The following is a 25,238-nucleotide window of genomic DNA, read 5'->3' as shown; positions in this document are numbered from 1 at the left end:
CCGCCGTCCGAGCACCCGCCCGAGCACCTGCCCGAGCACCCCCACCGAGCACCGGAGGTCGCCCCGTGCCGTCCCCCCGCAGGTCCAGCCCCTCGACCGGCGGTCGGTGGGCGCCCGCGCTCGTCGGCCTCGTCGGCGTCGGCGGCGCCGCCGTCGCGACAGCCCGTGCCGTGCGGTCCGCGCGCCCCTCGCCGCGGCCCGACCGCTGGCACGCCGTGACGGTCGACCGCCCGCTGGAGGAGGTCGCCGCGGCGCTCTCCCTGTCCGGCGGCACGTCCGGGCGGCCGAGCGGCACGCTGGGCGCGCCGCTCGTCGAGCTGGGCGACGAGGTGCGGGTCGACCTGCGCGAGGCCACCGGGGACCACGGCACCGAGCTGCGGGCGCGGGCGGCGGGGCAGGCCGGCGGCGGACCGGCTCTCGAGGGCCGCATCCGGGCCGCGCTGCGCCGCACGCGGTCGCTGCTGGAGACCGGCGAGGTCGCCCAGCCCGACGACCTCGGCACGACCCGGCGCACGCTGACGTCGCTGCCGCTGGAGCTGGCGATCCGGCACGGACGGGAGGCGGGGCGGCTGTGAGGGCGCTGACGTGGCAGGGCGTGAACGAGCTGTCGGTGGAGACGGTGCCCGACCCGGGCATCGAGAGCCCGACGGACGTCGTGGTCCGGGTGGTGCGCACGGTGAGCTGCGGCTCCGACCTGCACCTGCTCGGCGGGTACATCCCCTTCATGCGGGCCGGTGACGTCATCGGGCACGAGTTCGTCGGGGAGGTCGTCGAGGTCGGGGCCGACGTGCGACGGCACCGGGTCGGCGACCGCGTGGTGGTGTCCTCCTTCATCGCCTGCGGGCGGTGCTGGCACTGCCGCCACGAGGAGTTCTCCCTCTGCGACAACACGAACACGAACCCCGACATCACCGAGGCGCTGTGGGGCTTCGCACCGGGGGGCTGCTTCGGCTACTCGCACGCGATGGGTGGCAACGCCGGCAGCCACGCGGAGTACGTGCGCGTGCCGATGGCGGACGTCGGCGCATTCCGCATCCCCGACGGCGTCTCCTACGAGCGCGCGCTGTTCGCGTCCGACACGTGCTCCACCGCGTGGACCGGGGTCGACCTCGGCGGCGTCCGGCCCGGGGACACGGTGGCCGTGTGGGGCGCCGGTGGCGTCGGGCAGATGGCCGCCCGCATCGCGCAGCTGCAGGGCGCCGAGCGGGTGCTCGTCATCGACCGCGTCCCCGAGCGGCTCGAGCAGGTGCGCACGCAGGTCGGTGCCGAGGCCATCGACTACAGCACCCAGCACGTGGGGTCCGAGCTGCTGGAGGCCACCGGCGGGCGCGGCCCCGACGTGTGCATCGAGGCGGTCGGCATGGAGGCGCACGCGCCCGGCCCGGACTACCTCTACGACCAGGTCAAGCAGCAGCTCCGGCTCCAGACCGACCGGCCCACCGCCCTGCGCGAGGCCATCTACCAGTGCCGCAAGGGCGGGACGGTGTTCGTGCTGGGCGTCTTCGCGGCGCTCGCGGACAAGTTCCCGGTCGGCGCGATGATGAACAAGGGTCTGACCGTCCGCGGCGCCCAGATGCACGGCCCGCGCTACATCCCGCGGGTGCTGGAGCACATGGAGCGTGGGGACCTGGTCCCCGACCACCTCGCCACCCACGTCATGCCCCTCGAGGACGCCCCCGAGGGCTACCGCCTGTTCAAGGACAAGCAGGACGGCTGCGTCCGGGCGGTCTTCACGCCCTGACGGGCGCGCCCCGAGATGCCCGCCGCGACGAGCCGCCCGGCCCGTCCCACCACCCGCACGACGAGGAGGACAGCGTGACCGACGACATCGGCACCGACGCCAGCACCGACGCCAGCACCCCGACCGTCACCACCGGGCAGGACCTGCCGATCCCCGACTACGACCACCTGCCGGTCGGCAGCCTCGGCCACCGCATCCGGTCGCTCGAGGCCGACGAGCTCGCGGTCCTCGTCGCCTACGAGCAGGAGCACGGCGCGCGCGTGCCCGTCCTGGCGGTCCTCGACGCCCGTCTCCAGGAGCTCGCCGACGGCGCGGAGCCGTCCGCCGGGGACGCCGCGGGCCTCGCCCCCGAGCAGGCACCGCCGCCCTCCGGCGGCAGCCCGGCGTCGCCGGCGACCGTCGGCCCGCCGCAGAACCCGCCGTCCCACGGCGACCCGACGAACCCGTCCCAGCCGCGGGGCTGACCTCGGCGCCGACCCTGCACCGACGCACGACGACGGCCGGTGCGCCCACGAGGAGCGGCGCACCGGCCGCTGGGCTACACAAGGACGCATGACCGACGGCGTCCAGACCGAGCGCGAGCGCACCTACGACGTGGGCCACGGGGGTGACCTGCCCGACCTGGCCGCGCTCGCGGCGGAGGCGGTCCCGGACCTGCCGGAGCGGCTGCGCGAGGTCGTGACGGGGGCGCGGGTCGAGACGGACCGGTACGCCCTGCGCACGGTCTACCTCGACACGGAGGACCTGCGACTGGCGACGGCGGGCATCACGCTGCGCCGGCGCGAGGGGGGCGCCGACGACGGCTGGCACGTGAAGCTGCCGGCGAGCACGGGCGCGAGCAGGGACTCGAGCTCCCGCGGCGGCGGCGACGGGAACGAGCAGACCCGCACCGAGGTGCACCGCCCGCTCACCGACGACGAGGACCCGCCGGCGGAGCTCCTGCGCCTCGTGCGGGCCCGCACCGGCACCGCGCCCGTCCGGCCCGTCGTGCGCCTGGCCGTCGACCGGCACGTGCGGCGGCTGGTCGCCGCCGACGGCACCGTCCTCGTCGAGCTCGCCGACGACCGCGTCGCGGCCGTGCGCGGCGGTGCCGAGCCGGGCGACGCCGACGAGCCGCGCGCCTGGCGGGAGGCCGAGCTGGAGCTCGTCGACGGCGACCCCGCGCTCGCGGACGCCCTCGACGTGCGCCTGCGGGCGGCCGGGCTGCTGCCCGCGGCGCAGCCGAGCAAGCTCGCGCGCGCACTCGACCTGCGGCCGTTGCGGCGGCGCGCGGACGGCGGGCCCGGGCAGCGCCGCGACGGCGTGGAGCGGGACCGGCCCCGTCGCCTGCGCCGGCGGTCCCCGGCCGGCGACGTCCTCGTCGCCCACCTGGCGGAGCAGCTCGAGACGTTGCGGGGCCACGACCCCTACGTCCGCCTGGGCGCGCCCGGTGCCGTCCACGACGCCCGGGTCGCCGTGCGGCGCCTGAGGTCCGCGCTCAGGACGCACCGCCGCCTGCTGCGCGACGACGCCGTCGCGGGGCTGCAGGACGAGCTGGCGTGGCTCGGCGACGCGCTGGGCGGTGCGCGGGACGCCGAGGTGCTGCGCGAGCGGTTCGGCCGTGTCGAGCCGGACGCGTCCGGCGGCGGCCAGGACGCCGACGCGCCCGCGCTGGCCGCCCTCGACGCGGCCCTGGCGCAGGAGACCGCCGACGCCCGCGCGGCACTGGCGGAGGCGTTGGACGACGACCGGTACCGCGCGCTGCTGGACCGCCTCGACGCCCTCGTGGCCGAGCCGCCGTTGCGGGGCCGGGCCCGGCGCCGGGCGGACCGCGCCCTGCCGCCGCTGGTGGAGGCCGAGATCGGGAGGACGATGGCCCGCCTCGACCGCGCTCGCAGGGCCGCCCCCGGGGACGCCCGCGACGACGCGCTGCACGCCGCCCGCCGCGCCGCCAAGCGCCTGCGGTACGCGGCCGAGGCGGGTGCGCCGGCGCTCGGTGCGCCGGGACGCCGCGTCGCCCGGCGGGCTCACGCGCTGCAGCGGGTCCTCGGCGACCAGCACGACGCCGTCGTCGCCCGGCAGCGCCTCGCTGCCCTGGCCTCCCGGTCGCGGACGCCGCGCGGCACCGCGTTCGCGCTGGGCCGGCTGCACGCGGAGGAGGGCCACCGGGCCGCGGCGGCGGAGGCCGCGGTCGAGCCGGCCCGCCGCGCGCTGCGCCGGCTGCGCGGCACGATGGGCTGAGCGACGGGCTCGGGGCCTCCGCCGGGACGGGGGTCCCCCGCGTCGGGGAGGATGGGGCCATGACGAGCGCACCGGAGGCACCCTCCGCAGAGGTGCGCCCGCAGCAGGGCCGCGCGGCCACCGCCGTGGCGCTCGGCGTGCTCGGGGTGGTCGTCGCCCTCTTCGCGGTGCACGCGCTGACGACGGTCGAGCTGCCGCAGGCGCTCGAGGACGTGCTGTACCTCGGTGCCTGGTACCTGTCGGCCGCGCTCGTCCTGCACCGGGCGGTCGTCGACCCGCCGGACCGCGTCTCCTGGCTCTGCCTCGGGGCCGGCCTCGCCGCCTACGGAACGGGCGGGTTCGTCGTCACGGTCCTGGGCGCCTGGTCGTCGACGTTGCCGCAGGTGGCGGGCGTGCCGCTGACGGAGCCCCTCTTCCTCGCCTTCTACGTGCTGGCGTACGTCGCGCTGCTGCGGCACCTGCGCCGGCTCTTCAGCGGCGCGTCGCGCAGCTTCCTGTTCGACAGCGGCATCGCCACCCTGACCGCGGTCGCCCTCGTGCTCGGCTTCGTGCAGCACGTCCTGGACGGGGTCGATCTGCCCCCGCTGCTGGCCCTCTACCCGGTGCTCGACCTCGTGCTCGTCGCGCTCGTGCTCGTCGCGCTGGGGCTGCGCGGGTGGCGGCCGACGCCGTCGTGGGCGCTCATCGGCGCCGGGATGGCGGCGTTCGTGGTGGCGGACCTCGCGTACCTCGTCACCTCCGCGCAGGAGACCTTCGAGCGCGGGGCATGGGTCGACCTGTGCTGGGTGCTCGCCGCCGCGCTCATCGCGACCGGCTGCGCCACGGCCCCCTCGCGCGAGCCGCGCGGCCTGCCGGGGCGCACCTGGGGCGTCGCGGTCCCGCTGGCCGCGACGACGGTGTGCCTCGTCCTCATCGCCGCGACGTCCTGGGAGGAGTCCTTCGTCGTCGTCCTCTGCGCCTCCACGGCCATCGTGCTGGGCATGCTCCGCACCATCGGGCTGGCGGTGCAGGCGCAGGCCCTGGCCGAGAGCCGCGCGCAGGCCCGCACGGACGAGCTGACGGAACTGCCGAACCGGCGCGCCTTCATCGAGGCGGTCGAGGAGGCGCGCACCCGCGGCCCCGTCGCGCTGGTGCTCATCGACCTCGACCGGTTCAAGGACGTCAACGACTCGCTCGGGCACCCCGCGGGGGACCGGCTGCTGACGGCCGTCGGCCGCCGGTTCCAGCGCGTCCTGCGCACGGGTGACCTGCTCGCGCGGCTCGGGGGCGACGAGTACGCCGTCGCCTGCGTGGGCGCCGACGAGCACGTCGCCGCCGACGTGGTCCGGCGCCTGCGGGGACGCCTGGAGGAGCCGGTCCGGCTCGACGACGAGGTGCAGGTGCACGTCGGCGCCAGCTTCGGCATCGCGGTCACCGACGGCGAGCACGACGTGCACGAGCTGCTGCGGCGGGCGGACGTCGCGCTGTACGACTCGAAGGACTCCTCCGCCACGGTCACCTACGACGCCGCCACCCACCACCAGGCGATGGACCGGCTGGGCCTCGTCGAGGCGCTGCGCCGCGGCATCGGCGCGGGCGAGCTCGTCGTCGCCTACCAGCCGCAGGTGACGCTGGCCGGGCCGCCGCGGGCGCTGGGCATGGAGGCCCTCGTGCGGTGGCGGCACCCCGAGCGCGGGCTGCTGCAGCCCGGGGACTTCCTCGCGGTGGCCGAGCGCGCCGGCCTCATGCCGGCCCTCACCGAGGAGGTGCTCGAGCAGGCGGTCGCCGCGTGCGCGCGGTGGCGCGCGGACGGCCACGACCTCGACGTCGCGGTGAACCTCGCGCCGGCTTCCCTGCTGGACCCGGACCTCACGTCGCGGCTGTGCGCCCTCGTCGAGCGGCACGGCCTGCCGCCGGAAGCCGTCGTGCTGGAGCTGACCGAGGACGCGCTGCTCCGCGACCAGGCGAAGGCGACCCGCACCCTGGCCGGCTTGCGCGAGGAAGGCTTCGGCACGAGCATCGACGACTTCGGGCGCGGCTGGTCCTCCCTGTCGTACCTGGCCGGCCTCCCGCTCGACGAGGTGAAGGTGGACCGCAGCTTCCTCCAGCAGATCGACGACCCGCGCGTGCAGGCCATCGTGCGGGCCGTGCGGCAGCTCACCTTCGACCTGGGCCTGCGGCTCATCGCGGAGGGCGTCGAGCGCGAGGACCAGGCGGAGTGGGCCCGGTGGGCCGGCATCGACCGCGCCCAGGGCTTCCTCTACGCGCGTCCGCTGCTCGACGAGGACGCCGCCGCCTGGCTGGCCGCCACGCGCGTGGGGACGCCGTCGTGAGCGCCGGCGCCACCGACGGCGGAGGGCCGGGGACGCCGCCGCCCCTCGGGCCGCTGCGGCCGCGACCGGTCCTCCGCACGGACCGCCTCGACCTCGAGCCCCTCGGGCCGGAGCACCTGACCGGGACGTGGGAGCTGCTCGAGGACGTGCCGAGCCGACGCCTGACGGGCACGACGGCGACGTTCACGCACGATCAGGTGCAGCGGTGGCTCGCGGGCCTGGACGCCGCCGACGACCGGCTCGACTGGGCCGTGGTCACGCGCGCGGACGGGCGGCACGTGGGGGAGGTCGTGCTCAACGACCTCGACGCGCACAACCGGTCGATGAGCCTGCGCATCGGGCTCGTCGACGCCGCGACGGGCCACGGCTACGGGCCGGAGGCCATCCGCGCGGTGCTCGACCACGCCTTCGAGGTGGTGCTGCTGCACCGCGTGGAGCTCGAGGTCTACGCGTTCAACCCGCGGGCGCAGCGAACGTACGAGCGCTGCGGGTTCGTCGTCGAGGGGCGCCGGCGTGACGCGCTGTGGTGGGACGCGGAGTGGACGGACGCGCTGCTCATGTCGGTGCTGGCGACGGACCGGGGGCGGTAGGGGGTCGTCCGGGCGGACGCTACGGCCGTCGGACGGGCACCGGCGTGCACACGGTCGGGTGATCCTTGCGATCCGGTGAAGGGAGTGCGGTCTTCTGCCGCTCGTCGCGTGGCCTTAGCATGACCACGTCCTTCCAGCATCCGGAGGTGTGCCGTGCTCCTCGACCCGGTCGTCGGTGTCTCCCCCGACGTGCTCCCGGCCCACCTCCCGACACCGGTCAAGCCTCCGGGCGTCGCGTCGTCGAGCGTGCGCGTCGACGACGCGGCGTCGGTGTCCGCCGAGATGACCCGTGCGGTCCGCCGCCGTCCGCTCCTGTCACCGGGGCGGGCCGTCCGCGTGCGGACGGCGTCCGGGGACGCGGCAGGACTCGTGACGACCCGCGTCGACCGACTGCCGGAGGTCGTCTACTACGTCCTGCTGGAGGGCGGCGAGGAGCTCCGCGTCATCGCCGACCAGGTCCGACCGACCCGGTCCGCGGCGGGAAGCGCCCGCTGAGCCTGCTGCGGGTGCCGGCTCGTGTGCCGGCTCGCATGCCCGGTCCCGTCAGCCGTCCGTGCCGACGACGTCGATGACGACGCGCGCCGGGTCCTCCAGCCGGAACACCCGGAACGGCCGCTGCTCGTCGAGGCCGATCCACACCTGGGCCTGGCCCTCGAACACGCCGTCGTAGACGACCTCCTCGACCACCTCGGTGCCCTCCGGGTCCGTGCGCGGGGCGGCGGTGACGTCGGTGACACCGTCGCCGGGGTAGGCGAGGCCCGTGACGGTCACCCACAGCACGGCGTCGCCGTCGACCTCGACCGGGTCGCCCGAGCCCTCCTGCGCCGGACCCGTCGTCCGGTACTGCGCGTCCCAGCCCGGCTGCCCGGTGCCCTCGAGGTCCAGCACGACCCGCTCGTACCCCTCGCCGAGCCCGACCCGGATGCCGGTCAGGCCGAGCCGCGCGTCACCGCCGGCCTCTTGCAGGTCGGGGGCGAGGTCCGCGGGGAAGGGCTGGTCGTCGGTGGGGTCGTCGGCGGGCAGCGGGCTGGCGGTCGGCTCGACGCCGTCGTCGTCCCCGCCGGCGGTCGGGGAGGTGCTGGGGGACGCGCTGCTCGGGGGCGCGCTGCTCGCGGTCGCGGTCGGCGTGCCGTCCGCGGGGCCGGAGCCGCTGCTCCCCGAGGGGCCGGCCGTCGAGCCACCTGAGGCGCACGCCGCGAGGGCGAGCGCGGTCGCGGCCCCGAGGGCCAGCAGGGACGGGGCTCGCCGGGTGCGCACGCTGGTCCTCCGATCACGGGCGGCGGGCCCGCCCGCGCCCACGGTCTCGCGCGCGCGGTACGACGACAACAGGGCACGCCGCCGCACCACCCGACCGGCCCATGGGCGGCCACCGGCGCCGCGGACCTGGCGCGCGGACGCGGTCGTGCAGCAGCATCGGGCGCGTGAGCGACGCGACGACGTTCGACCCCTGGCCGGCGCTGCCGGTGGCCGCCTGGCAGGACACCCGGGACACGCTGCACCTGTGGACGCAGGTCGTCGGGAAGGTGCGGATGGCGCTCTCACCGGCGGTCAACCACTGGTGGCACGTGCCGCTGTACGTGGACGCCCGGGGGCTCACCACTTCGCTCATGCCGACGGGCGGCGCCGGCGTGGAGATCGTCCTGGACCTCACCGCGCACGAGCTGCTCGTGCTCACCACGCGCGGCGAGCGACGGCGGATGGCGCTCGAGCCGCGCAGCGTCGCCGACTTCACCGCCGAGCTGCTGTCCCACCTGCGCGAGCTCGGCGTGGACGCGCCGATCCACCCCGTGCCGGTCGAGGTGGAGGTGGCGATCCCCTTCGCGGAGGACACCAAGCACGCGAGCTACGACGCCGAGGCGGTGCACCGGTTCTGGACCTCGCTGGTCAGCGCGCACCGGGTGCTCAGCACGTTCCGCGGCGCCTTCCGCGGCAAGGCGAGCCCGGTCCACTTCTTCTGGGGCGCGTTCGACCTGGCGGTCACCCGCTTCTCCGGCCGGGGCGCACCGCCGCACCCCGGCGGCGTCCCGCACTGCCCCGACCACGTGATGCTCGAGGCCTACAGCGACGAGGTGTCGAGCTGCGGCTACTGGCCCGGCGGCGCCGACGAGGGCGCGTTCTACGCCTACGCCTACCCCGAGCCGGACGGCTACCGGACGAGCGCGGTCGTGCCGGCGCAGGCGCGGTTCGACGCGGGCCTCGGCGAGTTCGTCCTGCCCTACGCCGACGTCCGCCGCGCCGACGACCCGGACGCGTACCTGCTGTCGTTCCTCGAGGCCACCCACACCGCCGCGGCCCGCACGGGCGCCTGGCCGGGGGCATCGTGACGGTCGAGCCGCAGTGGCGGTCGGCGACGTACGAGGCGGACGACGTCGTGCGGGTGCCGGGTGCGGACCGGGTGAGCGGCCGCGCCGCGAACGTCCTCTCGGCCGTGCTGGTCGTCCTGGCCGTGCTCCTCGTGGTCCCGAGCGGCGTGATGGGCGGCGCGTCGACCGTCCTGCTGGTCCCCGCGGCCGTCGCGCTGGCCGTCGTCTGGGCGCTGCGCACGGCGTCGACCGCGCTGCGCCAGGCGGACCAGCACCTCGCCCGCCGCTGGTCGGTCACGGTCCCGGCCGTCCTGCCGGCGGCTGCGGTCGCGGTCGTCGCAGGTCTGGTGGCGGTGGCGGCCCTGCTGCTGCCGGATCCTCCGGCGCGTGCGGCCGCCGGTCCGCTCGCGCTCGTCGCTGCGGGCGCGGCCGGAATGGCGTACGGCAACGGGGTCGCGCGGAGGCACCTGCGCCCGCGGCCGGGAGCACGGCCGGTGCCCTGGCGGGGGTACGTCGGGGAGGCGTCACGGTGGTCCGAGGACCCCGAGCGGCCGCCTGGCTGATCAGCGGTCGACGGCGACCTGGGTCGGCACCTGACCGCCAACCGGCTCCGCCGTGCCCGGGCCGGTGGTGGCCGTGCTGCCGACGGCGGTGAGGGCCAGGACCGCGGCGGCGGCGACCGACATGACGCGCAGGAGGCGGCGGTCCGTCGCGGCGTAGGAGGTGGTGGTCAGGGGCACGGCGTGGGCTCCGGTGGACATGGCACGACGCTAGGGAGCCGGACCCCTGCCCCGCGTCGGCACGGGGACGGAACGCGTTGTGCGCCGTCTGCGACCGTGGGGGGACGGGGGCGTCCGCCCGCTCCGCCCGGCGGCTCAGCGGGCGCCGACGAGCAGGGGCGAGCGCGTCAGGAACGCGCCGGTGGCGGCGGCGTCCATGGGCCGGGCCAGCAGGAACCCCTGCCCGAGCCCGCAGCCGATGTCCCGCAGCGCGTGGTGCTGCGCGGTCGTCTCGATGCCCTCGGCGACCATGGGCAGGCCGAGCTCGTGCGCCATGGCCGCGACGGCCCGCACGATCCCGGCCGCCCGGGCGTCGGTGGCGATGTCCACGGTGAAGGCCCGGTCGAGCTTGAGGACGTCCACGGGCATGACGCGCAGCGCGGCGATGGAGGACTGCCCGGTGCCGAAGTCGTCCATGGCGACCCGCACGCCGCGACGGCGCAGCTCGTCGAGCACGGGCAGCACGTCGGCGCGCACGAGCGTGCTCTCCGTGACCTCGAGGAGGAGCTGTGTCCGGCCGCGCCGCCCCGACGGCACGGCGGCGAGGATCTTGCCGCCGGTCAGCTGGTGGGCCGACACGTTGACCCCGACGCTGACGTCCCGCCCCTCCGCCACGGCCCACACCTCGGCGTCGCGCAGCGCCGCGGTCAGCACGAACGCGCCGATCTCGTCGATGAGCCCCGACCGCTCCGCCAGCGGGACGAAGGTCGCCGGGCTGATGCGGCCGTGCACGGGGTGCTCCCACCGGCACAGGGCCTCGACGCCGTCGACGCGGCCCGTCGTCAGGTCCACCACCGGCTGGTACTCGACGACGACCTCGCCCCGCCCCACCGCGCCGTGCAGGTCCTGCGTCAGCGAGGCCTCGGCGACCTGGGCGGCGAGCATCGCCGGCGCGAAGACGACGCGTGTCCCGCGTCCCGCCGCCTTGGCCTCGTACATCGCGACGTCGGCCTCCCGCAGCAGGGTCTCCCCGCCGGTGGCCGGCACGTCGCCCGCGCACGGGACGGCCAGCGTGATGCCGATGCTCGCGCCCACGTGCACGCGCTGACCGGCGACCTCGACGGGCTGCGCGAAGGCGGCCAGGACGCGGTCGGCGACGAAGCACGCGCCGCCCTCGTCGCCGGGCAGCAGGAGGATGCCGAACTCGTCCCCGCCGAGCCGCGCCACGACGTCGCCGGCGCGGACCTCCGCCCGCAGCCGGGCCGCCACGGCGACGAGCAGCTCGTCGCCGGCGCGGTGCCCGAGCGTGTCGTTCACCTGCTTGAAGCCGTCCAGGTCGCAGAGCAGCACGGCGATCGACGCGGGCGCGGCCGCGGTCCGGCGCTCCCCGGCACCGGAGGGAGTGGCGGTCGGGGCCCCGCTCGGCGACGAGGCTGCCGGCACCGGTGGCACCGCCGGGCCCAGCGACTCCCGCAGCCGGTCGTGGAACAGGGTGCGGCTGGGCAGGCCGGTGAGGGCGTCGTGCGTCGCCTGGTGGAGCAGCCGGTGCCGGTGCCGCTCGAGCTCGGCGACCGCCATCTCGTGCCGCCGGCTCTTGAGCAGGATGACGACCGTGAGCGCGACGAGCACGGTCCCGACGTCGAGGGCCGCGACCAGCGCCTCCCCCGTCGGCAGCAGGGCCAGCGACACCGCGAGGTCCAGCGCGACCGCGACCGCGGTGACCAGCGCCGCCGCGCCGACCCGCAGCTGGGCGGCGGCGTAGAGCACCGGCAGGCAGAAGAACACCTGGCCCGTGATCCCCGCGTCGTGCGTGGCCAGGTCGGTGGCGGCGATGGCGACGAGCCCGACGAGCGGACCGAGCACCAGCGCCCGTGTCGACCGGCGCGCCCGCGCGGTCAGCAGGAACAGGCCCGTGGCCAGCAGCAGCACCGGCACCAGCACGACGACGGCGGTTCGCCACGCGCCGCCGTGCGGCGGGTCGAGCAGCGAGAGCACCGTGGCGATGACCGAGCCGGTGAGGAACAGCACCGCGGCGGTCGGCAGCGCGGCCTCGGGGTGCCGAGGCTCGACGAGGCTGCCGATGCGCATAGCACGCCCATCGGGCTGCCCCCGACGCCGGTGACCGCACCGGCCGTCCCGTCACTCGTCCGCCCGGGCGGAACGGGCGCCGTCACCGGTTCGCGGGACGGCGTCCGCCCCGACGGACCTGCACGGGAGCCCCGCTCTCGTGGTGACCCCGGTCCTCAGGACGCGGGCAGCAGGTCGCGGGCGTCCCGGCCGGTACGGCCCCGGGCCACCAGCCGCAGACCCAGCGCCACGACGGGGGCCTGCAGGAGCACGCTGACCAGCGCGAAGAACGGCAGGCCGAACGCCAGCGCCGGTGCCACGACGCCGAGCACCGCCACCGGGACGGTCCACCACCCGAGCACCCCGGCCCGCGCGAGGCCGGCCAGCAGCAGGACCGGACCCAGCAGCCCCAGCACCTTGGCCGGCAGGGACCAGAGCACCGCCACGAGCGGTTCCCCGGTCGCCGCGCGGAACACCTCGACGGCGGCGTCCGTGCCGACCACCTCCACCGCGGCCATGCCGAACCAGTCCGAGAGCAGCAGCCCCGACATCGACACGGCGCCGACAGCCCCCAGCACGGCGCCCCACGCGACGAGAGCCCTGCCGCGCCTGCGCCGCACCAGCAGCATCGAGGCCACCAGCCCGAACGCCAGGAGCGTCCAGGACCAGTGGTAGGCGAGTGCGGAGACGGCGCTGAGCGTCGTGTCGCGTGCCAGCGACGCGAGGTAGCCGGCGTCGTCCGGTGCGGTCTGCTCCGGCGAGGTGAGGTTGCCGACCCACATGAGGGCGGCCGAGGCGAGGAGCGCGACCCCGCCCCCGACCAGTCCGAGGCGCCGCAGGTCGGCGGCCTCGTGGGTGGCCTCGCGGGTGGTCTCGGGGGCGGGCTCGTGCACCGAGCCGTCCACCGGCTGGTGCCTCGTGCGGGGACCGGTGGTGGCGGCGTCGGTGCCGGGGGTGGTGGTGCTCATGGCGGACCTCCTGGTCGAGATGGCGGGCGTCGCACCGGGCGGCGCGACAGGCGAGGACGCTAGGGACGCGGGCACCGCCGCCACGTCCCCGTGCCGGCTCGTCCGGGTCCGATCTGCGGTGGACCCGGAGGGCCCCAGGGTCATCTCCGGATCGGACGCCGGGCAGGGCAGCCCGTCGGTACGGTCGGCGCTGTGCTCGTCGGGAGCACGACGAGCACGGGCACGGCCCGGACGGACGCAGCGGGACGAGCACGGAGGGAGGGACGCGATGCGCGCCAGGTGGACACGCCCGACGCGGTGGCTGACCGCGACGGCGGCGGCCGTGCTGCTCGCCGGTGCGGGCGTCCTGGAGGTCCTCTCCGAGCCGAGCACGGGCGACGTGCGCACGCCGGCGCTGGCGTGGGCCGTGCTGGCCGGCGCGGCGGTGCTCCTCGCGCCGCTGCAGCCGCTGCTCGCGCTCGTCGTCGCGGTCGCGGCGGCCGTGCTGAACCTGTCGCTCGGCCTGCACGCGGCGGGGGGAGCCCACCTCGTCGTCATGCTCGTGCTGCTCGCGTGGACCGGCGCGGCGGTGCGGCCCCGGCGGTCCGCCGCAGCGCTCGCGGCGGTGTGCCTGGTCTTCGTCGGCCTCTCGCTGATCGCGCTCGGCTCGGTCTGGGAGGCTGTGTTCTACACGGTGATCTACACGGTCGGCTGGCTCGTCGGTCTGCTGCTGCGCCGCGAGCGCGAGCGCGCCGGCCAGCTGCGCCGGCTGGCCGCCGAGCTCGCGGCGCAGCGCGAGGCGTCCGCCCGGGCGGCCGTCGTCGAGGAGCGCGCACGGATCGCGCGGGAGCTGCACGACGCCGTCGCGCACTCCGTGAGCGTCATGGTGCTGCAGGTGGGCGCGGTGCGGCACCGGCTCGACGACCGCACGGCCGAGCGGGACGTGCTGCTCGCGGTGGAGGCGCTGGGGCGGCAGTCCGTCGACGAGCTGCGCCGCCTCGTCGGGATCCTGCGGGCCGACGACGCCGGCCCCGAGCCGCTGGCCCCGCAGCCGTCGCTCGCCCGTCTCGAGGAGCTGCTCGACCCCGTGCGCGCCGCCGGGCTCGACGTGACGGTCGGGGTCGACGGCACGCCCGTCGCGCTCCCGCCGGGACTCGACCTGTCCGCGTACCGGGTGCTGCAGGAGGCGCTGACGAACGTGCTGCGGCACGCGCCGGGCGCGCGGGCCCGGGTGCGGCTCCGTTGGACGCCCGACGAGCTCGTCGTCGGGGTCGAGGACGACGGCGCGCCCGTCACCTCCTCGGTCGCCTCGTCCGTCAGCCCTGCCGTGCCCGACCGCGCGCCGGTCGCGGCCGCGGTCGGGCACGCCGGTGCCGACGGCACGCTCGGTGCCGCCCCGTCCCGCCGCGGTGGCGGCCACGGCCTGGCGACGATGCGGGAGCGCGCGACGGCGTTCGGCGGTGCGGTCGACGCCGGCCCACGCGCGGAGGGCGGCTTCGCCGTGACCGCGAGGTTCCCCCTGCCGCGGGGGCGACGATGAGCGCGCCCGCGCCGGGGCGGCCGGTCCGGGTCGTGCTCGCCGACGACGAGGCGATGGTGCGCGCCGGCCTACGCATGCTCATCGACGGGGAGCCGGACGTCGAGGTCGTCGGGGAGGCCGCCGACGGCGTGGCCGTCGTCGACGTGGTGGCCCGGACGCGGCCCGACGTCGTGCTCATGGACATCCGCATGCCGCGCTGCGACGGTCTCGAGGCCGCACGCCGCGTGCTGGCCGCCTGGCCGGAGGTGCGTGTGGTCATGCTGACGACCTTCGACGAGGACGAGCACGTCGACGCCGCCCTGTCCGCGGGGGTGAGCGGGTTCCTGCTCAAGGTCGCGCCGCCGGAGGAGCTGCTCGCCGCGGTCCGGCGGGTCGCCGCCGGGTACGGCCACCTCGACCCGGCCGTGACGCGGCGGGTCATCGCGCGGTTCGCGGAGCGACCCCGTCCGACGGCCGCGTCCCCGCGGCTCGGGCTGCTGACCGAGCGGGAGACGGACGTCCTGCGCCTCGTCGGGCGCGGGCTGTCGAACGCCGAGGTCGCCGCCGAGCTCTACCTCGGCGAGGCGACCGTCAAGACCCACCTGGGCCGGGTGCTCACGAAGCTCGGCCTCCGCGACCGCCCGGCGGCGATCGCCTTCGCCTGGGAGAGCGGCCTGGTCGGCTGAGCCGGCCCGCACCGCCCTGCTCGACCGCGCCGTCGACGCGACGGCGCGCGGTCACCCACGTCCTCGGCAGGACACCCGTCCTGCCGAGCGCTCCGCCGCGCCCGCGGCGGCGACCACCCGGCACCGGGATCACCCGGCGCGGGGACCACCCCCCCGAGAGGTAGCACGACCATGGGGCACCCCACGCAGCAGCACGCCCGCCGCCGGCCCTTCCCGTTGACGCGGGCCGTGGCCGTGGCGGCCGCCACCGTCGCCGTCCTCGCCGGCTGCGCGTCGACCGGTGACACGGCAGCGGCACCGAGCGTGCCGGGACCATCGGCCACCACGGCCGCGCCGGGCATGCCGTCACCGACGACGCCCTCGGCGTCCCCCTCCCGCCCGGCCGACGAGGCGGAGCCCACCACCGAGCCGTCGACCCCGTCCGTCCGCCCCGCGACGGCGTTCGCGGCCGCGCTGCCGGCACCGCTGCCCGGCCGGACGCTCACCGCGAGCGAGCCCGTACAGGCGTGGCTCGAGGTGTGGGGCGCGACCGAGGCCCTGCGCGACACGTACTCGGCCCCGAACGGCAGCACCGCCGTGCTGGTCTCGGGCCGGTGGGACGACCCGACGGCGGTCGTCGCGCGCTACCAGGAGCAGGCGGAGAACAGCAACGCCGAGCGGGACCCCGCGGCCGTCCTCGCGACCGGCGCGGTCGTCCGGGACGGTGTCGAGGTCGGCGAGTACCGCACCGTCCGCGCGGGCGCCGACGTCGTCGTGCTGTGGCACACCGCGGACTCGGTGCTGACCGTGACGGTGCCCGAGGAGGAGGTCCCCGCCGTGCTCGAGCACTGGGTGAACCCGTGATCCCGTGCCCGCGGCGACGGCCGTCGCCGCGGGCTGCCGGGGCGGGGCGTGTGAGACCTTGACGGCATGCCTCCGTCCACGCCGCCGACGGACCGCCGGCGGTTCCCGCGCTGGGTGTACCGCCACGGCCAGGAGCCGGACTCGCGGTTCACGCTGGCGAACGAGCGCACGTTCCTCGCGTGGGTGCGGACCGCGCTCGCCCTCGTCGCGGCCGGGGTCGCGCTGGAGGCGCTGGCCCTGCCGCTCGAGCCGCGGCTGCGGCTGGCGGCGTCGGTGCTGCTGCTCGTGCTGGCGCTCGTGCTGCCGGTGGCGGTGTGGGTGCGGTGGGGGCAGACCGAGCGGGCGATGCGCACCGGCGACCCTTTGCCGTCCGCGTGGATCTCGGGGCTGCTGGCCGGCGGGCTGCTGGTGGTGACGGCGCTGGTCCTCCTCGCGCTGCTCGTCGGGCCGTGAGCTCGGCCGTGAGGCCGGGGTGCGGCGGGGGAGGGTGGTGGTGACGGGCGACGAGGGCGCGCAACCAGGCCGCGGCGGCGCGGTGCTCGACGACGGCCTGCAGCCCGAGCGCACCGCGCTGGCGTGGCGGCGGACCGGGCTCGCCGTCACGGTCGGCGGGCTCGTCGCGCTGCGGGTGCTGCCGCCGGCGCTGGGCGGCTGGGGCTTGGCCGCCGGCCTGGGCGGGACGGCCGCCGGGCTGCTGCTGGCCCTGCTGGGGACGCGTCGCACCCGTGCGGTCGAGAGCGCGCTGCGCCTGCGGCCGTCCGGGGCGCTGCCCGCCGCCGGCGCCCTGCTGGCGGCGCTGTCGGCCGTCGTCTCCGTCGGGGCCGCGGTGTGCCTCGTCGCGGTGGTGGTGCTCGAGCGCGGCCGGTAGCGGAGGCGCGACCGGCGGCCCGACCACCGCGGGCCTGCCCGGGCGAGCGACCTCAGCCGCGCGAGGACCCGCTCGTCGTCGCAGGGGCAGCCGCGGCCGCGGCACCCGGCGTGCCGTGCGCGCGCAGGGCCGGTGCGAGCAGCACGACGAGGACGCCGGACACGACGACCACCAGCAGGCCCACCCGCAGCCCCGCGGCATCCGCGATGACGCCGACGAGCGGCGGCGACACCAGGAAGCCGACGCGCAGCAGCCAGCTCACGACCGTCAGGCCGACGCCGTGCGGCAGGCCGGGCAGCTCGTCGGCCGCGTGCATGGCCGCGGGGATGAGGGTCGCGACGCCGAGGCCCGCGAGCGCGAACCCGACGAGGGTCGTCGCGACGGACGGGAACGCCAGCATCGCGCCGAGCCCGACCGTGACGAGGACGCCGCCGATGCGGGCGACGCGGGCCTGCCCCAGCCGGTCCGTGACCCGGTCGCCGGTGAGCCGGCCGACGGTCATCGCGACCTGGAGGGCGACGAAGGCCAGCCCGCCGACGGCCGCCGCCGCGCCGACCTCGGTGCGCAGCCACAGCGCGCCCCACGACGCGCCCGCGTCCTCGACGTAGGCGCCGGCGACCGCCAGCAGGCCGAGGACGAGGAGCAGGCGCAGGGTCGCCCGGCTCGCGCCGCCGAACCCGCGACGGCCGCGGGGGGACGGGTCGCGGACGGCGTTGGACGCGCAGGACGTGCCGTTCGTGCCGGTCGTCGCGGCGCCGCCGGCCTCGTCGGGCGGGCCCGTCGGGGCCGCGGCGAGGGAGCCGGCAGCCGCCTCCGTCGCCACCTCGCGCTCGGCGTCCTCCGGCCCGCGCAGCAGGAACCGCATCCCCACGAGCGCCATCGTGCTGAACACGGCCGCCACGACCGCCAGGTGCAGGCCCAGGGGGACGTCCGCGCCGGCGGCGAGGGAGCCCATGAGACCGCCGAGCACCGCGCCGATGCTCCACAGCCCGTGGAAGGCGTTGACGATGGAGCGCCGGTAGAGCCGCTGGACGCGGAAGCCGTGGGCGTTCTGGCCGACGTCGACGAGGCTGTCGAGCGCCCCCGCGACGGCCAGGGCGCCGACGAAGGCCCACCACGACCCGGTGAACGGCACCGCGAGCACGGCGACGGACAGGAGCACGAGGCCGACGGAGGCGACGACGCCCGACCCGAACCGCCGGATCGCCATCGGTGCCAGGAGCCCCGCCAGCAGCGCGCCGACCGGCATGGCGGCGATGCCGGTGCCGAAGGCCGCGTTGCTGAGATCCAGGCGGTCCTTGACCTCGGGCAGGCGCGGCACGAGGTTCGCGTAGAGCACGGCGTTGACGAGGAAGAGGCCCGAGACCGCGGCGCGGGCGCGGCGGGCGACGGCGGGCACGGACGCGGGAGCGGTGCCGGCGGCGGTGGTCATGGGCGGGTGCTCCGTGGCGACGAGGATCGGTGTCGCCGCGTACGCTCGTCCACATGTCGTCCGACACCTCGTCGCCCACCTCGTCGCCCAGCTCGTCGCTCAGCCCGACGCCCGACCACTTCGCCGGCGACCCCCGCACCAACGCCGAGCGCATGCTCGCCGGGGACCTGTACATCGCGGACGACCCCGCGATCTTCGCGGCGCAGGCGGAGGCCGTCCGCCGGGCCGCCGCCTTCCGGCGCGCCTACGACGAGGACCCCTTCACCAGCCAGGACGCCGCCCGCGCCCTGTTCGGCACCCTCGACGAGACCGCCTTCGTCCGCGCGCCCGTGACGGTCGACTACGGCAGCCGCATCCACGTCGGCCGCCGCACGTTCATCAACGCGGGGCTGACCGCGCTGGACGTCGCCGAGATCCGGATCGGTGCCGACTGCCAGATCGGCCCGAACGTCCAGCTCCTCACGCCCACGCACCCGCTCGAGCCGGGCCCGCGGCGCGACAAGCTCGAGGCGGCACGGCCCATCACGATCGAGGACAACGTCTGGCTCGGGGGCGGCGTCATCGTCTGCCCGGGCGTGACGATCGGCGAGAACAGCGTGGTCGGCGCGGGGTCGGTGGTGACGCGGGACGTGCCGCCGAACAGCCTGGCCGTCGGCAGCCCGGCGCGCGTGGTCCGCAGCCTCTGACGTGGCCGCCTCTGACGTGGCCGCCGCGGACAAGGTCCCGATCGACCTGGCGCACGCCCCGGGCGCCCCGGCGACGGGCACGGCGCGCACCCGGCGCACCGACCCGGACCGCCGCGAGCGCATCCTCGCCACGACGCTCGACCTCGTCGCCGAGGTGGGCGTCGCGGGCGTCTCCCACCGCAAGATCGCCGCACGCGCGGACGTGCCCCTGGGCTCGATGACCTACCACTTCGCCAGCATGGACGAGCTGCTGCACGAGGCGTTCACGCGCCTGGCGGACGCGGTGGCCGCGCGCTTCGAGGCGCGGCTGGGGGCGGCTCGCGACCACGAGGAGGCGGTGGAGGCGGTCGTCGACCTCATCCACGAGCTCTCCGACGGCGGCCCGACGAGCACGCGCGGCAACGTCCTGTCCTACGAGCTCTACGCGCTCGCGGCCCGCGACCCCCGCTATCGAGCCCTGACGACCGCGTGGATGGCCCGCAGCCGCCGCGAGCTCGAGCGCCACTTCGACCCGCGCATCACCCGCCGGCTCGACGCCCTCATCGAGGGCATGTCCCTGCACCGCGCCCTCGACGAGGACCCGGTCGACCGCACGGTCACGCTCGCCGCCGTCCGGGCCGTGGTCGGCGAGGGCGACCAGCGCTGAGCCGCCGGAACGAGCACGCCTTCTCGGCTCGCCCCGGCGGCCGGCACCGGTGACCCGGGCCTGACGGCGCCGCCCGGCGTCAGGCGGGGTCCGCGGTCGTGGCGTCGTCGGTCGTGCTGTCGTCGGTCGTGCTGTCGTCCGTCGGGCCGCCGTCGGTCGTGCCGCCGTCGCCGGGACGCTCGCCGCGGGGACCCCGCCCGACCCCTGGACGCAGCTCCTCCTCGACGAGGGCGGCGACGCGCTCGGGCAGCGCGGCGATGCGCTCGTCGGCCTCCTCCTGCGTGAGGCGCCCGTCGGTGACGGCGGTCTCCAGGCGCTCCGTCTGCGCGGCGACGAGGGCGTCGACCAGGGTCGAGGTCTCCACCCCCTGCGCCGCGGCGACGTCCGCCAGGGTCGTGCCGTCGGCCTCCAGCGCGGTGCGCAGCTCGTCCTCGGTCATCCCGAGCGCGGTGGCGGCGGCCGCCAGGTCTACGCCCCCGTGCCCGTGACCGCCGGGACCGCCGGGCCCTCGGAGCGCGTCGGAGTCCTCCAGGGTCGTGGCCACGGCGTCGGCCTGGTCCTGGGTCAGCGTGCCGTCGGTGACGAGCCCGGCCAGGGCCTCGGTGATGGCGGCGACGCGGCCGCCGAGGCCGCTGTCCGTGTCGGTCGCCGCCACGGCGGGGGCCACGGCGACGACGACTCCGGTGAGCCCCAGCAGGCCGGCGACGCCGGCGGCGGCGATGGTGCGCGTGATCTTCATGTCGGTCCCTCGGTGTCGGGCTCGAGCGGTCTCGAGCAGGCCCTCACCGTGCGGCCCGTGCCTGGGCCGGACCTGTGGCGAGCATGTCGACGCGGTCAGAGCCGGAGGCGCAGGGAGCGGGGCCGGCAGCAGGTCGTCGGGACGGCGTTGCCAGCTGCTGCTGGGCAGGGTGTCCTGGGCAGGATGGGGGCATGACGGCAGCACCCACGCCCGCCCGTATCGCGATCGCCCTGCTCACGGGTGTCGCGACGACCGCCTACTACGCCACCCCCGACCTGATCCGCTCACGCACGGCCCGCGGTTGGACGAAGGCCGGCATCGCGGCGCTCCTCACGGCGTCGTCGATCCCCGAATTCCGCCGCGGGCGTGCCGCCGCCCGTGAGCGGTGGGAGCGCGAGGAGAGCCGCACGCCGGCCCAGCTCCTGGCGGAGGTGCCGGCCTCCCGCAAGGCGGCGGGCGCCGGCGCCGCGGCCCTGCTGCTGGGCGGGTCCGTCGCCCTGACCGTCGCGGGGGAGCGCTGGATGTACCGCCGCGGCGAGCGCCGGGCGGCGGTCGGCGTCGCCTGGGCCCACACCCGCGGTGGCGTCCTGGCGGGTCTCCTCGCCGGGGCCCTCGCGCTGATCCCCGCCGACACGGACCGCCCGCCCGCCGTCTGATCCTCCTGCGCTCAGCGAGCGGCGTGCACGGTCTCGCCGGACGACAGGTCGACGAGCGCGCGGTCGCCCAGCGGCTCCTGCAGCGTCACGGCGAGGCCGTCGAGGCACTCGTCGCTGCCCCAGCCCGGCGCCGCCGTGGTCGAGGTGATCTCGAGGCGCACCTCGTCGTGGTTCTCCTCGAGCCGCGTCACCTCGGGCTCGCCGTTGCACGAGGAGGGGTGCACGTGGATCTCGGTGGAACCGGCCGCGGTGAAGGGGTTCGCGGGGGAGAACCGGACCGGCCCGCGCACCGTGCTCTCGTCGGGCCCGTCGAAGACGTCGAAGGCGTAGGGCACGCCCAGGGGGTCCAGGGCCGCGGCGAGGCGGGTGCATGTTTTGCGGCCGCCGTCCTCGCCCGCGGGGACGAAGAAGACGACGCGGTTGTTCACCTCGTCGTTCGAGGAGCCCGCGACCTGCGGATCGCCCGCGACGGCGTCGCGTGCCAGGTCCGCCGCGGTCGCCAGCTCCTCGCGCGACAGGGCGGCGGTGTAGCGCACCTCGACGGGAACCGGCGCCGTCGCGGCGTAGACCTCGAGCTCCGGCACCGGCGGCCCGACGGTGAGGTCGACGACGAGGGTCTTCGGTGGGTCGCCGTCGAGCCAGAACGCACCGATCCGGTCGCCGCCGAGCCGCTGGACTTCGCCGACGGCCAGGTCCTGGGCCGCGGCGGCGGCGAGACCCTCCGGCGAGAGGTCCTCCACCACGGGCTCCGAACCGAAGTCCACCGTCTGCCGCACCGGGGCGCCGCCCGTGCACGCCGCGGCGATGGCGGGTCCGGTGCCGGACGCGGTGGCCAGCGGGGTGGGCGACGACCCCGCCCGGCCCGCGCACCCGACGACGAGCGGCCCCAGCACGACGAGCGCCGCCACCGACGACGTCGCCCTCAGCACCCGCACGACGCACCTCCTCGATCGAGCCCCGTCGCACCGTCTCTGTCCCGGCGCCCCCGATCCTTGCACCGCCCCCCGCCGAGACGCCGGTCCGGGACGCCCTGAGCGTTCGCCCCGCGTCCGGACCGGCACTTCGACGAGAGCTGGGAGCCGCCCGCGGGAGGATCGGCGGCATGGGCTGGGGTGCGAGGGGCACGGCGCAGGCGAGCGAGGTGCTCGCGACGAGGCCGCGCGCGCCCCGGCTGTGGTGGCTGGTGGTGATCTTCGTGGTGCAGACGGCGTCGTGGCTGCTGCAGGCGCTCGCGGAGGGTGGGACGCTGCGCTGGCTCCTCGTCGTCGTGTGCGGCCTGGGCGCGGTCGTGACGGGCGCGGCCCAGCGCGGGGCACCGCCGGCCCTGCTGCGGCTGACCGACGACGAGGTGCGGCTGGAGAAGCGGTGGCGGCGGCCGCTCGTCGTCCGGCGCGAGGACGTCACGGACGTGCGCGGGGACGTCGTCGGCAGGCTCACGTGGTCCCACGCGACGCTCGTCGAGAGCGCCGACGCGACGCTCACGCTCAAGGACCTCGACCAGCCGCCGTCCGTGCTCGTGCCCCGGCTGCGGGAGTGGGCGGGGCTCGCGACCGACCCGGGCTAGGCGACCTGGCCGCCTGGCGCTCATCGCCGACCCGTCCGGGCGGTCCCCAGGTCCGAACCTGTGGTGTCAGCAGCACCCCGGCGCGAGCCGGGGGCGCCCGCCCGGAACGGAGTCCTGATGGGCACGCACCACCTCGGTCTCGTCGGCTCGAGCAGCACGGCCGACGCCGTTTCCGGCGCCGGACGTCCCCAGGGGCGTCGGCGGTGACCGCCACGCGTCAGCCGCGACGCCGCACCTGGCCGGGGGCGGCGCTGTCGGGGGTCCTGGCCGCGGCGACGACCCTCGCGGTGGCGCAGCTCGTCGCCGTGCTCGTCGCGCCCCGGGCGGCGCCGCTCGTCGCCGTCGGTGGCGCATTCATCGACGCGACGCCGCCGGCGCTCAAGGACTTCGCGATCGAGACCTTCGGGACCAACGACAAACTGGTCCTGCTCATCGGCATGGGCGTGGTCATCGCGGTGGCGGCCGCCGTCGCGGGGGTGCTCGCACGGCGGCGCTTCTGGTTGGGTGGCGCCGTCGTCGTGGTCCTGGCGGCCGTGGGGGCGACCGCGGGGGCCACCCGCGCGAACGCCGGCACGTTCGCGGTCGCCCCGAGCCTCGTGGGCGGCCTCGTCGGGCTCGTCGCCCTGCGTCTCCTGCTCTCCCAGCTGCCCGGTGGTCGCGCCGAACGCCGTGTGGCGGCTGCCGACGAGCTCCGCCCGCTCGCGGGTCCGGATGGGCGTCGCGTCCGCGGCGCCGACGACGAGAACGCCGCGACGGACGGCGCGACGACGGCCCAGCCCGTCGGCACCGGCTCGACCCGCCGGACCTTCTTGGCGACGGCGCTGCTCACGGCCGCCTTCGCCGCCGCGGCCGGTGCCGGGGCGCAGCTGCTGAGCCAGGCGACGCAGAGCGTCGAGGCGGCTCGTCGGGCCTTGCGGCTGCCGACCCCCGCGCGACGCGCGCCGGCGCTGCCCGCCGGGGTGGAGTCCGGCGTCGAGGGCGCCGAGCCGTTCGTCACGCCCAACGACGGCTTCTACCGGATCGACACGGCGCTGGACATCCCGCAGGTCGACGCCTCGACGTGGAGCGTGCGCGTGCACGGGATGGTCGAGGAGGAGATCGAGATCTCCTACCAGGACCTCCTCGACGCCGACCTCGTCGAGTCCTGGGTGACGCTGACGTGCGTGTCGAACGTCGTCGGCGGCGACCTGGCGGGCAACGCCAAGTGGCTCGGCCTGCCGGTGCGGGAGCTCCTGGCCCGGGCACGGCCGACCGGCGGTGCCGACATGGTGCTGTCGACGAGCATCGACGGCTTCACGGCCTCGACCCCGCTCGAGGCGCTGACCGACGACCGCGACGCGCTCCTGGCGATCGGCATGAACGACGAGCCGCTCCCCGCCGTCCACGGCTACCCCGTACGCATGGTCGTGCCGGGGCTGTACGGGTTCGTCTCGGCGACGAAGTGGGTCGTCGACCTCGAGGTCACCCGCTACTCCGACGCCCGCGCGTACTGGACGGACCGCGGCTGGTCGGAGAAGGGCCCGATCAAGACGGCCTCGCGCATCGAGGTCCCGGGGTCGTTCGCCCGCCTCCCGGCCGGCCAGGTCGCCGTCGGCGGCACGGCGTGGGCCCAGCAGCGCGGCATCACGGCCGTCGAGGTGAAGGTGGACGGCGGCGACTGGCAGCCGGCGACCCTGGCCGACGAGGCGAACGTCGACACCTGGCGCCAGTGGTCCTTCGTCTGGGACGCCACCCCGGGCACGCACCAGCTCACGGTCCGCGCCACGGACGGCACCGGAGAGGTCCAGACGGCGGACCGCGTCGACACCGTCCCGGACGGGTCGACGGGCCACCACTCCGTGTCGGTGACGGTGGAGTAGCCAGCAGGGCGCAGCGCCGACGGGACGCTGCCGTGACGTCGGCATGGCTGATGAGCGCCGGCACGACGACGGCATGGCTGATCAGCGTGTCGCTTGCCGACGGCGTGCCTGATCAGCGCGCCGCATGCCGACGGCGTGCCTGATCGGCGCGCCGCATGCCGACGGCGTGCCTGATCGGTCGCCGCTTGCCGACGGCGCGGCTGACGCAACGTGGGCGTCCCGACGGCCTGGCTGGTCATGACGACCGCATGGCGCGGCGTCGCCCGGGCGCGGCGGCCCGGTGGCGGTGCTGGTCAGAAGGGCGGTGGGTCGTCCGGCCCGGGCCGGGACGAGGGCAGGCCCTGTCCCGGCAGGGGTGCGAGCGCGTCTGGTCCGTCCGGCGACGTCTTCCCGTTCGGGGAGCCCGTTCCGGCGGTCCGGGTGCTGCTCGTGGTGCCCGCCGGGGTGGGTGGTGGGGTGGGTGGTGGTGTCCAGGCTGGTTCGGTGGTGTAGGTGCGTGCTCGGGGTGAGCGCCAGGTGGCGCGGCCGTCGGGGTGCAGGGTGGCCGACCAGCCGCCGAGGTGCTTGAGGCGGTGGTGGTGTCGGCACAGGTTCAGCAGGTTGCCGGCGGTGGTGGGGCCGCGGCGGGCCCAGTCCTGGACGTGGTCGTTGTCGCACCCGGTCACGACGCGTCCGCAGCCGGGGAAGCGGCAGGTGCCGTCGCGGGCCTGCAGGAACCGTCGCAGGGCTGCCGGGGGCCGGTAGGACGTGCCGTCCACCGCGCGCACGTCCCCGGTGACCGGGTCGGTCAGGACGCGGGTCAAGCACGTCGCGCCGGCCAGGAGCTGGCGGGTGGTGACGG

General features: G+C 76.8%; 27 protein-coding genes. 19 read left to right on the top strand and 8 right to left on the bottom strand.

Features of this window, described 5'->3' with window-relative positions; translation table 11 throughout:
* Positions 1–65 precede the first annotated feature (65 nt).
* The 7 genes from BM048_RS18335 (at position 66) to BM048_RS16320 (ending at position 7,358) form a co-directional block, all read left to right on the top strand.
* On the top strand, positions 66–575 hold the full coding sequence (locus BM048_RS18335; RefSeq protein ID WP_175499597.1) for a hypothetical protein: 510 nt from the start codon (positions 66–68) through the stop codon (positions 573–575).
* Complete coding sequence (locus tag BM048_RS16345) at positions 572–1,741, top strand: zinc-dependent alcohol dehydrogenase (protein WP_090034730.1); 1,170 nt, start codon at positions 572–574, stop codon at positions 1,739–1,741. The genes BM048_RS18335 and BM048_RS16345 overlap by 4 nt, the downstream gene beginning before the upstream one ends.
* 74 nt (positions 1,742–1,815) lie before the next feature.
* Positions 1,816–2,205 (top strand): DUF8129 domain-containing protein, encoded by a 390-nt coding sequence (locus BM048_RS16340; protein ID WP_239079014.1) that lies wholly within the window; start codon positions 1,816–1,818, stop codon positions 2,203–2,205.
* Between the two features lie 88 nt (positions 2,206–2,293).
* On the top strand, positions 2,294–3,961 hold the full coding sequence (locus tag BM048_RS16335) for a CYTH and CHAD domain-containing protein (RefSeq protein WP_090034729.1): 1,668 nt from the start codon (positions 2,294–2,296) through the stop codon (positions 3,959–3,961).
* A 59-nt stretch (positions 3,962–4,020) separates the two neighbouring features.
* On the top strand, positions 4,021–6,273 hold the full coding sequence (locus BM048_RS16330) for a putative bifunctional diguanylate cyclase/phosphodiesterase (protein WP_090034726.1): 2,253 nt from the start codon (positions 4,021–4,023) through the stop codon (positions 6,271–6,273).
* Positions 6,270–6,863 carry a GNAT family N-acetyltransferase gene (locus BM048_RS16325; RefSeq protein ID WP_239079015.1) on the top strand — a complete coding sequence of 198 codons (594 nt, stop codon included), beginning with the start codon at positions 6,270–6,272 and terminating at the stop codon, positions 6,861–6,863. The genes BM048_RS16330 and BM048_RS16325 overlap by 4 nt, the downstream gene beginning before the upstream one ends.
* Before the next feature lie 153 nt (positions 6,864–7,016).
* Complete coding sequence (locus BM048_RS16320; RefSeq protein ID WP_090034725.1) at positions 7,017–7,358, top strand: hypothetical protein; 342 nt, start codon at positions 7,017–7,019, stop codon at positions 7,356–7,358.
* A 48-nt stretch (positions 7,359–7,406) separates the two neighbouring features.
* Here BM048_RS16320 and BM048_RS16315 read toward each other — a convergent pair whose 3' ends face one another.
* Positions 7,407–8,120, bottom strand: coding sequence for an AMIN-like domain-containing (lipo)protein (locus BM048_RS16315; RefSeq protein ID WP_239079016.1), 714 nt, complete (start codon positions 8,118–8,120; stop codon positions 7,407–7,409).
* A 164-nt stretch (positions 8,121–8,284) separates the two neighbouring features.
* Between BM048_RS16315 and BM048_RS16310 the strand changes: the two genes are divergently transcribed.
* Together BM048_RS16310 and BM048_RS16305 are read left to right on the top strand one after the other, a co-directional pair.
* Positions 8,285–9,187, top strand: coding sequence for a DUF5996 family protein (locus BM048_RS16310; RefSeq protein WP_090034801.1), 903 nt, complete (start codon positions 8,285–8,287; stop codon positions 9,185–9,187).
* Positions 9,184–9,729, top strand: a complete 546-nt coding sequence (locus BM048_RS16305; RefSeq protein ID WP_090034722.1) for a hypothetical protein — start codon at positions 9,184–9,186, stop codon at positions 9,727–9,729. Before BM048_RS16310 ends, BM048_RS16305 begins: the two co-directional genes overlap by 4 nt.
* Here BM048_RS16305 and BM048_RS16300 read toward each other — a convergent pair whose 3' ends face one another.
* The 3 genes from BM048_RS16300 to BM048_RS16290 form a co-directional block, all read right to left on the bottom strand.
* A complete protein-coding gene (locus tag BM048_RS16300; protein ID WP_090034719.1) occupies positions 9,730–9,927 on the bottom strand; it encodes a hypothetical protein in 198 nt (65 codons plus the stop codon).
* A gap of 114 nt (positions 9,928–10,041) precedes the next feature.
* On the bottom strand, positions 10,042–11,973 hold the full coding sequence (locus BM048_RS16295; RefSeq protein ID WP_090034717.1) for a putative bifunctional diguanylate cyclase/phosphodiesterase: 1,932 nt from the start codon (positions 11,971–11,973) through the stop codon (positions 10,042–10,044).
* Between the two features lie 155 nt (positions 11,974–12,128).
* Positions 12,129–12,920, bottom strand: coding sequence for a hypothetical protein (locus BM048_RS16290; protein ID WP_139224510.1), 792 nt, complete (start codon positions 12,918–12,920; stop codon positions 12,129–12,131).
* Positions 12,921–13,188: 268 nt separating this feature from the next.
* Here BM048_RS16290 and BM048_RS16285 point away from each other — a divergent pair, with 268 nt between their 5' ends.
* The 5 genes from BM048_RS16285 (at position 13,189) to BM048_RS16265 (ending at position 16,815) form a co-directional block, all read left to right on the top strand.
* Entirely contained in the window at positions 13,189–14,439 is a 1,251-nt protein-coding gene (locus BM048_RS16285; protein WP_175499596.1) for a sensor histidine kinase, read from the top strand.
* A complete protein-coding gene (locus BM048_RS16280) occupies positions 14,436–15,104 on the top strand; it encodes a response regulator (RefSeq protein WP_090034709.1) in 669 nt (222 codons plus the stop codon). The genes BM048_RS16285 and BM048_RS16280 overlap by 4 nt, the downstream gene beginning before the upstream one ends.
* A 171-nt stretch (positions 15,105–15,275) precedes the next feature.
* The gene (locus BM048_RS16275; protein ID WP_090034707.1) at positions 15,276–15,947 is read left to right on the top strand and encodes a hypothetical protein; all 672 of its coding nucleotides are present in this window, start codon (positions 15,276–15,278) and stop codon (positions 15,945–15,947) included.
* 66 nt (positions 15,948–16,013) lie between these two features.
* The gene (locus tag BM048_RS16270) at positions 16,014–16,400 is read left to right on the top strand and encodes a YidH family protein (RefSeq protein ID WP_090034704.1); all 387 of its coding nucleotides are present in this window, start codon (positions 16,014–16,016) and stop codon (positions 16,398–16,400) included.
* Between the two features lie 40 nt (positions 16,401–16,440).
* The gene (locus BM048_RS16265) at positions 16,441–16,815 is read left to right on the top strand and encodes a DUF202 domain-containing protein (RefSeq protein WP_090034799.1); all 375 of its coding nucleotides are present in this window, start codon (positions 16,441–16,443) and stop codon (positions 16,813–16,815) included.
* Between the two features lie 52 nt (positions 16,816–16,867).
* On the opposite strand, the gene BM048_RS16260 is transcribed toward BM048_RS16265, so the two are convergent.
* Positions 16,868–18,247, bottom strand: a complete 1,380-nt coding sequence (locus tag BM048_RS16260; protein WP_139224508.1) for an MFS transporter — start codon at positions 18,245–18,247, stop codon at positions 16,868–16,870.
* Between the two features lie 53 nt (positions 18,248–18,300).
* On the opposite strand from BM048_RS16260, the gene BM048_RS16255 reads away from it, so the two are divergent.
* Together BM048_RS16255 and BM048_RS16250 are read left to right on the top strand one after the other, a co-directional pair.
* A complete protein-coding gene (locus BM048_RS16255; RefSeq protein WP_090034797.1) occupies positions 18,301–18,933 on the top strand; it encodes a sugar O-acetyltransferase in 633 nt (210 codons plus the stop codon).
* A gap of 1 nt (position 18,934) precedes the next feature.
* Positions 18,935–19,579 (top strand): TetR/AcrR family transcriptional regulator, encoded by a 645-nt coding sequence (locus BM048_RS16250; RefSeq protein WP_239079017.1) that lies wholly within the window; start codon positions 18,935–18,937, stop codon positions 19,577–19,579.
* A 79-nt stretch (positions 19,580–19,658) separates the two neighbouring features.
* Here the strand turns inward: BM048_RS16250 and BM048_RS16245 are convergent, their stop codons facing one another.
* Complete coding sequence (locus BM048_RS16245) at positions 19,659–20,318, bottom strand: hypothetical protein (protein WP_090034700.1); 660 nt, start codon at positions 20,316–20,318, stop codon at positions 19,659–19,661.
* A gap of 191 nt (positions 20,319–20,509) precedes the next feature.
* On the opposite strand from BM048_RS16245, the gene BM048_RS16240 reads away from it, so the two are divergent.
* Positions 20,510–20,974 (top strand): hypothetical protein, encoded by a 465-nt coding sequence (locus BM048_RS16240; protein WP_090034699.1) that lies wholly within the window; start codon positions 20,510–20,512, stop codon positions 20,972–20,974.
* A gap of 11 nt (positions 20,975–20,985) precedes the next feature.
* On the opposite strand, the gene BM048_RS16235 is transcribed toward BM048_RS16240, so the two are convergent.
* Positions 20,986–21,909 (bottom strand): hypothetical protein, encoded by a 924-nt coding sequence (locus BM048_RS16235; protein ID WP_175499595.1) that lies wholly within the window; start codon positions 21,907–21,909, stop codon positions 20,986–20,988.
* A gap of 167 nt (positions 21,910–22,076) precedes the next feature.
* Between BM048_RS16235 and BM048_RS18875 the strand changes: the two genes are divergently transcribed.
* On the top strand, positions 22,077–22,538 hold the full coding sequence (locus tag BM048_RS18875; RefSeq protein WP_175499594.1) for a hypothetical protein: 462 nt from the start codon (positions 22,077–22,079) through the stop codon (positions 22,536–22,538).
* A gap of 203 nt (positions 22,539–22,741) precedes the next feature.
* Positions 22,742–24,397 carry a molybdopterin-dependent oxidoreductase gene (locus BM048_RS18870; protein ID WP_239079018.1) on the top strand — a complete coding sequence of 552 codons (1,656 nt, stop codon included), beginning with the start codon at positions 22,742–22,744 and terminating at the stop codon, positions 24,395–24,397.
* A gap of 293 nt (positions 24,398–24,690) precedes the next feature.
* Here BM048_RS18870 and BM048_RS18325 read toward each other — a convergent pair.
* A partial coding sequence (locus tag BM048_RS18325) for an HNH endonuclease signature motif containing protein (protein WP_175499593.1) occupies positions 24,691–25,238 on the bottom strand: 548 nt, incomplete at its 5' end.

Origin of the sequence: Cellulomonas marina, assembly GCF_900111925.1 — a bacterium.
Taxonomy (GTDB): Bacteria; Actinomycetota; Actinomycetes; order Actinomycetales; family Cellulomonadaceae; genus Cellulomonas; species Cellulomonas marina.
The sequence above is the reverse complement of the archived record's forward strand: the minus strand, read 5'-3'. Positions and strand labels throughout refer to the sequence as shown.